At 63.4% G+C, this 6,296-nt stretch carries 7 protein-coding genes; 3 read left to right on the top strand and 4 right to left on the bottom strand.

The features are described 5' to 3' along the window. The first annotated feature begins 28 nt into the window (after positions 1-28). Together VEJ16_18975 and VEJ16_18980 are read left to right on the top strand one after the other, a co-directional pair. On the top strand, positions 29-673 hold the full coding sequence (locus tag VEJ16_18975) for a ribonuclease HII (GenBank protein HYB11747.1): 645 nt from the start codon (positions 29-31) through the stop codon (positions 671-673). Between the two features lie 69 nt (positions 674-742). Then, the gene (locus tag VEJ16_18980; protein ID HYB11748.1) at positions 743-1,819 is read left to right on the top strand and encodes a site-specific DNA-methyltransferase; all 1,077 of its coding nucleotides are present in this window, start codon (positions 743-745) and stop codon (positions 1,817-1,819) included. 30 nt (positions 1,820-1,849) lie between these two features. Here the strand turns inward: VEJ16_18980 and VEJ16_18985 are convergent, their stop codons facing one another. The 3 genes from VEJ16_18985 to VEJ16_18995 are packed head-to-tail and all read right to left on the bottom strand — an operon-like array spanning position 1,850 to position 4,182. Continuing rightward, positions 1,850-3,202 (bottom strand): ATP-binding protein, encoded by a 1,353-nt coding sequence (locus VEJ16_18985; protein HYB11749.1) that lies wholly within the window; start codon positions 3,200-3,202, stop codon positions 1,850-1,852. Next, on the bottom strand, positions 3,199-3,891 hold the full coding sequence (locus VEJ16_18990) for a response regulator transcription factor (protein HYB11750.1): 693 nt from the start codon (positions 3,889-3,891) through the stop codon (positions 3,199-3,201). The genes VEJ16_18985 and VEJ16_18990 overlap by 4 nt, the downstream gene beginning before the upstream one ends. Positions 3,892-3,894: 3 nt before the next feature. After that, positions 3,895-4,182, bottom strand: a complete 288-nt coding sequence (locus VEJ16_18995) for a peptidase (protein ID HYB11751.1) — start codon at positions 4,180-4,182, stop codon at positions 3,895-3,897. Between the two features lie 255 nt (positions 4,183-4,437). Between VEJ16_18995 and VEJ16_19000 the strand changes: the two genes are divergently transcribed. After that, on the top strand, positions 4,438-4,926 hold the full coding sequence (locus tag VEJ16_19000) for a hypothetical protein (protein HYB11752.1): 489 nt from the start codon (positions 4,438-4,440) through the stop codon (positions 4,924-4,926). 125 nt (positions 4,927-5,051) lie between these two features. Here the strand turns inward: VEJ16_19000 and mutY are convergent, their stop codons facing one another. Beyond that, the gene (mutY, locus tag VEJ16_19005; GenBank protein ID HYB11753.1) at positions 5,052-6,191 is read right to left on the bottom strand and encodes an A/G-specific adenine glycosylase; all 1,140 of its coding nucleotides are present in this window, start codon (positions 6,189-6,191) and stop codon (positions 5,052-5,054) included. Between the last annotated feature and the right edge of the window lie 105 nt (positions 6,192-6,296).

Genomic DNA, 6,296 nt, shown 5'->3' on the forward strand with positions numbered 1-6,296 from the left:
AACTCATATCCCTTGATGCACTGTCGCCGTGCCGAATCTCTTCCACGAGCTTGAAGCGACGGGCGTCGTCTGCGGCGTGGACGAGGCCGGACGCGGACCCTGGGCGGGGCCGGTTGTGGCCGCCGCCGTCATTCTCGGGCGCAGCCGTGCTGCACTCTGCGCGCTGCCCGCAGTTTTCCTCAAAGATCTCGACGATTCGAAGCGCCTCGCGCCAGAGCGCCGTGAACGGCTTTGCCATGCCCTCCGCGAAGCCGCGCGGGACGGATCAGTCGTTTTCGGCATCGCGGCGGCGAGCGTTGCGGAGATCGATCGACTCAATATCCTAGGCGCTACACACCTTGCCATGGCAAGGGCCGTTGTCGCACTTCGCGTGCGTCCCGACCTCGCGCTGATCGACGGCAATCGCGCGCCGCCGCTTCCTTGTGCAGTCAAAACGATCGTTCGCGGCGACGGGCTGAGCCTGTCGATTGCGGCCGCTTCGGTGCTTGCCAAGGTCACCCGCGACCGCCTCATGTCGCGACTTGGTGCGCGCTACCCCGACTTCCGTTGGGAACAAAATATGGGGTATGGCACGCAATTTCACCGCGAGGCCTTGTATCGCCATGGTCCCACCCCTCATCATCGCCTGAGCTTCGACCCGGTGCGATCGCGGCAGGGTTCGTTAAGTATTTGACTCCCAATATAAAAATTCTTGACCCGCCGAGTCGCTTGACTCAAAGTGTGCTCCCTCCAGGGGAGCCGAATGAAACTAAACCAGATCCTGATCGGCGATTGCATCGAGCAAATCGGCTGGCTGCCATCGGGCTCGGTCAACATGGTGTTCGCCGACCCGCCCTACAATCTTCAGCTCGCTGGCGAGCTTCACCGGCCGAACAATAGCCGCGTCGACGGCGTTGACGCCCTGTGGGACAAGTTCGACGATTTTGCCGCCTACGACTCGTTCACCCGCGCCTGGCTCGCCGCCGCCCGTCGCGCACTCAGCGACAATGGCACTCTCTGGGTGATCGGCAGCTACCACAATATCTTTCGCGTCGGCGCCATCCTTCAGGAACTTGGCTTTTGGATCCTGAACGACGTGATCTGGCGCAAGACGAATCCGATGCCGAATTTCCGCGGCCGTCGCTTTACCAACGCGCACGAGACGCTCATCTGGTGCGCCAAGGACCAGAGCGCGAGGTACACCTTCAATTACGAAGCAATGAAAGCCCTGAATGAGGAGCTCCAGATGCGGAGCGACTGGCTGATCCCCCTTTGTACCGGCGCCGAGCGTGTCAAGAACGGCAGCGGAAAAAAAGCGCACCCCACGCAAAAACCCGAAGCACTCCTTCACCGCTGCATCATGGCCGCGACCAAGCCCGGGGACCTCGTGCTCGATCCATTTTTCGGCACCGGAACCACCGGCGTGGTCGCCCATCGGCTCGGACGCAGGTTTATCGGCATCGAGAAGAATGCCGAATATGCGCGGATCGCGCAGGATCGCATCGCAGCCGTCGTGCCGAGCGACGATCCCGCTGTGATCGCACTCAAGGCCAAGCGCGAGGAGCCACGTATTCCTTTTGGCACGCTCATCGAGCAAGGCCTCGTGCGACCGGGCGAAATCCTGGTCGATCCCGCGCGCCGATTTAGCGCCAAGGTGCGGGCGGACGGTACCGTCATCTCAGCGGAGCATAGGGGTTCAATTCACCAGGTGGGGGCCGCCGTGCAAGGTGCTCCCGCCTGCAACGGCTGGACGTTCTGGATGGTGGTCCGAAAGGGTCGTCTTGTTCCAATCGACCTTCTGCGTCAGCAATTTCGCGCGGAGATGGAGCGAGTGAGCTAAACGCTCTCGCAAACTCCTCCTCTCATGTGCTCAACTCGCCGCCGCGGCCGCATCGACACTCGGCAGAACGAGCGTAACACGAAGCCCGCCGAGACTTGCACTCCCGAGCGAAACGCTGCCGCCGTAGAGCTCCGCGATATCGCGCACGATCGCAAGCCCGAGCCCTGTGCCGGGGACGGCCTCGTCGAGGCGCTTACCGCGCTCGAACACTTGCGCACGCTCCTCCGGGGAAAGCCCGGGTCCATCGTCCTCGACGTCGACGACCGCGCGCTGGTCCGCGCGCGCGAGCTTCACCACGACGCGTTTTCGTGCCCATTTGCAGCCATTGTCCATGACGTTGCCGAGTATCTCCTCGAGGTCCTGCCGCTCGCCACGAAAGGCGATCCCGGGATCGCCTTCGACGGCGATAGTGATTCCCCGATCGATGTGGATGCGCTCGAGCGTGCGCTGAAGATCCTCGACAACCGGCAGGATGTACGTTCGCGCGCCGAGCACGCGGGCGCGCGCCGCCGTCCGCGCACGCGCGAGGTAGTGGTCGACCTGGCGTCGCATGACGCCGGTTTGTCGCGCCACGGAGTCGGCGAGCGGGCCCGTGGAGTCGCCCGACTCGTTCGAGAGAACTGCAAGCGGTGTCTTCAGTGCATGTGCGAGGTTGCCGACATGGGTGCGTGCGCGTTCGACCACGTCGGCGTTGTGCTCGAGCAGTGCGTTGAGCTCGTCCGCAAGCGGCTGCACTTCCTTTGGAAAGCTGCCCTCGAGCCGCTCCGCTCGCCCGGCGCGAATTGCCGCCAGTGCGGCCTCCATGCGTCTCAGCGGAATGAGGCCGAAGCGCACTTGGATGAATACCGCCGCAATCAATCCACCGCCGAGGAGTGCAAGCGCCCATGCAAGCGCTTTGTCGAACCGAGCCACCTCGCTGCCGATTTCACTTTGCTCCGCAGCGACAATGTAATGGAGCCGATCGGGCATATTTGGCAATGAAACGTCCCGCTCGACGACCCGTAGACGATTCTCGTCGGGGCCGTCGATTTCATAGATGAGGAGTGTACCGCCCTCGTCCGGCCGCGCGTCGAGCACCATGTCCCAAAGAGACCGCGAACGCAGGATTGGGCCATGCGGCCCCGCAATCTCCCAGTACCAGCCGGAATAGGGTTGCGTGAAGCGCGGTTCGCCGAGCCCACGCGCAAGCTCGAGCCGGCCCGCAGCACCCGCCCGGCTTACCGCGATAAGCCCGTCGAGATAGACTTCAAGGCGTGCGTCGAAGCTGCGCTCGACCGAGTCCTCGAAGATGCCGGATAGTGCAAAGCCGCCTGCGACCAGCGCGGCGGCGATCCATAAGCCCGCCCCTGCCACAAGGCGAAAGGCGAGCGAATTGAATTTCACGGCGAAGCCTCGGGACCCTTGGCCCGTGAATCGGGCGGGGTGAGCTGATAGCCGAGCCCCCGAACGGTTTGAATCAGCTCGGCGCCAATCTTCTTCCTCAATCGTCCGATGAAGACCTCGATCGTGTTCGAGTCCCGATCAAAATCCTGGTCGTAGAGATGCTCCGTCAGTTCTGTGCGCGACACGACCCGGCCGCGATGGTGGAGGAGGTATGCGAGCAGTCGATATTCCTGCGCAGTGAGCTTGACTGGCACGCCGTCGCGAGTGACGCGAGAGCTGCGCGTATCGAGGCGGAGTGGACCGCATTCGAGCTCTGCACTTGCATGGCCGGCGGCCCGCCGGATAAGCGCCCTTAGCCGTGCGAGCACCTCTTCCATTTGGAACGGCTTCGTGACGTAGTCGTCCGCACCGGCATCGAAGCCCGCCACCTTCTCGCTCCAGCGATCGCGTGCGGTCAGGATGAGGACGGGCATGTTGCGGCCGGCACGACGCCACCGCTCGAGCACGGTAATGCCGTCGACCACCGGCAGTCCGAGATCGAGCACCACCGCATCATAGGCCTCGGCCTCGCCGAGGTAATGAGCTTGCTCGCCATCGTGGGCGAGGTCGACCGCGTATCCCGCCCCTTTTAACGCCTCCGCGATCTGGCGTGCGAGTTCAGGGTCGTCCTCGACGGCGAGGATACGCATGGCTCACGAGCCCGCGTGGCAGGCGTCCAAGGCGCCCTGTCCCTTCACTTTGAGGATTTGGGTCGTCGCCGCATCGACGTCGAGGCGAAGGATATCCCCTTTGGGCATCATCATGCGCAGTTGGTAAAGCCAGAGGTCGCCGCCCTCGCGGGAGGTGCGTTCAAGTTCGACCTCGATCACTTTGCCGCGGCAGCGACTCTGGACCGAATTCACGATCTCGCCCAAAGGCCGGATTTGACCGGAGGTGAGCGCTTCGCGTGCGAGTTCGTGGTCGTCGCTGGCCACAGCCAACCCTGGCGTTCCCGGCACTAGCGCCAGGGCCGCGACCAACGCACGTATTGGATCTCGCATGGTGCCTAAATAGGCCGCACCAGCTGAACGCGAGATGAACGCTTCTCTCAGCATAGGTTCAGGGAGAATAGTCGAAATTCAGAGCCGAAACAAATGGACCAGACAACAGCCGACGGCGTTCGCACCGCGCAAGGTCGGACTTGCCCGCTAACGCTGGACTTGAAATGCGAGGGCTGGAGACGGGGACATTCACGCATGCGCGACACACGTCTTTATACCACGGCCTTCGCGGCGGCTTTCGCCTCCTTTCTCGGCCTCGGGTCCGGCGCCGCCGCCGGCCTTGCGACCCCGCCGCAAAGTTACGAAAGCGAACGGATCGCCGGAGAGACGCTGCCAATTTGGCTGGTGCGCTATAAACTTCGTCAGCGCGGCTATCAGGACATCTATCGGGTCAATGTCGAGGGCGACGGTTTTGCGGTGCACGCGCACGACTGCTGGGGGCGTCACGTCAAGCTCTATGTCGACGGCTGCAGCGCTCAAGTGATTCCGCGTCCCGGTTTTGGCTTGGCGCACCTTTGTCTTGAAGATGTAGCACCCCATCTTGCATCGCTCGGCTACGACTGCCTGACCGAGCCGACTTACCGCGACGATCACTTTCAAGCGCTCGCTCGCGACACGGCGGGTGTGCGGAGTATCGTCAACATCGATCCGCTGAGCGGTGCGGTGTGGCTCGCGGATGCATAAATCGGCTTGAACGAGGCAAACAGGCATACATGCGCTGACCATCGACATTGAAGGCGTCCTTGCGCAACCCCTGAGCGCAAGGATTGCCGGGTCTGGACGCCGCGAGGCGACCTTGGCCGCTCTGCCTACCCTCCGTTTGCCAGAGCGTGCTCGACGACCTTCTTCATGACGGTGGGCAACGCGTGGTCGGAGAGACGGTCGAGGCGACACCAGCAGGGCATTTGCCCCTCGTTAGCCCCGATGGTGCGCCCGACCGTCTCTTCGAATTTTCCCGCCAGGACCGTGAGCTCAAGCTCGAAATGCGTAAAGCCGTGGCGTACTACGCCGGGGAGTGTGCGCCACGATGCCTCGGCCGGCGCGGCATGGCCTGCATCGGCAAGCGGCAATCCACCCACGCACCAATCGGTCGAAGGCAGCTCCATCAAGCCGCCAAGGAGGCCGTTTTCCGGCCGGCGCCGAAGCAACACCTCGGTGCCGTCGCGGATCAACCAAAACACATAGCCGGCGCGCAAGGGCCGCGCGGGCTTGGCCTGCCGGCGCGGCAGCACCTTCTCAAGGCCCCGCTTGTGCGCAGCGCATTGGCTGAACCACGGGCAAAGCGAGCATCGCGGCCGACGCGGTGTACAAATTACCGCCCCCAGATCCATCATCGCCTGCGCATGATCGCCCGGCCGCGCATCGGGCGTGAGCGTTTCGGCAAGCGCTCTGAGGCTCGCCTTCGAGTCCGGAAGCGGCTTCTCATTGGCAAAGAGGCGCGCCACGACACGTTCGACGTTGCCGTCGACAACCGTCGCCTTGCGATCGAAGGCGATCGCAGCGATGGCAGCCGCGGTATAGGACCCCACGCCCGGCAAAGCGCGCAAAGCTTCCTCGCTTTCGGGAAACTTGCCGCCGCGGTCATGACTCACGGCTTGGGCGCAGCGATGGAGATTGCGCGCCCGGGCGTAGTAGCCGAGTCCTTGCCATGCGTGGAGGACATCGTCGAGACTTGCTGCGGCCAACGCCTCGACCGTGGGCCAGCGCGCGAGAAAATCTACGAAGTAGGGCGCGACGGTTTTCACCGTTGTCTGCTGCAGCATGATCTCGCTGAGCCAGACTCGATAAGGATCGGGGCGCTCGCCCGCTGCAACGCGCCAGGGCAACGTGCGGCGATGGCGGTCGTACCAGGTGAGCAACGCGCGACGGAGCCTAACGATTTCACCGGATGAGAATGCGGCCGCATTCTCGCACGCCGCAATTTTTTTGGAGGCGGTAGTCGAGCGCATCATCAGGGCGTAACATAGGCGCGTTGGCGTTCCGTTGATAGCAGGAGATTGCCTTGTGAGCCGTTCGGGTGGCAGGCCGAGAAGCCTCGCGCTGCTCGTGCCGGG

This window comes from Alphaproteobacteria bacterium (assembly GCA_035625915.1).
GTDB lineage: Bacteria > Pseudomonadota > Alphaproteobacteria > JACZXZ01 > JACZXZ01 > DATDHA01.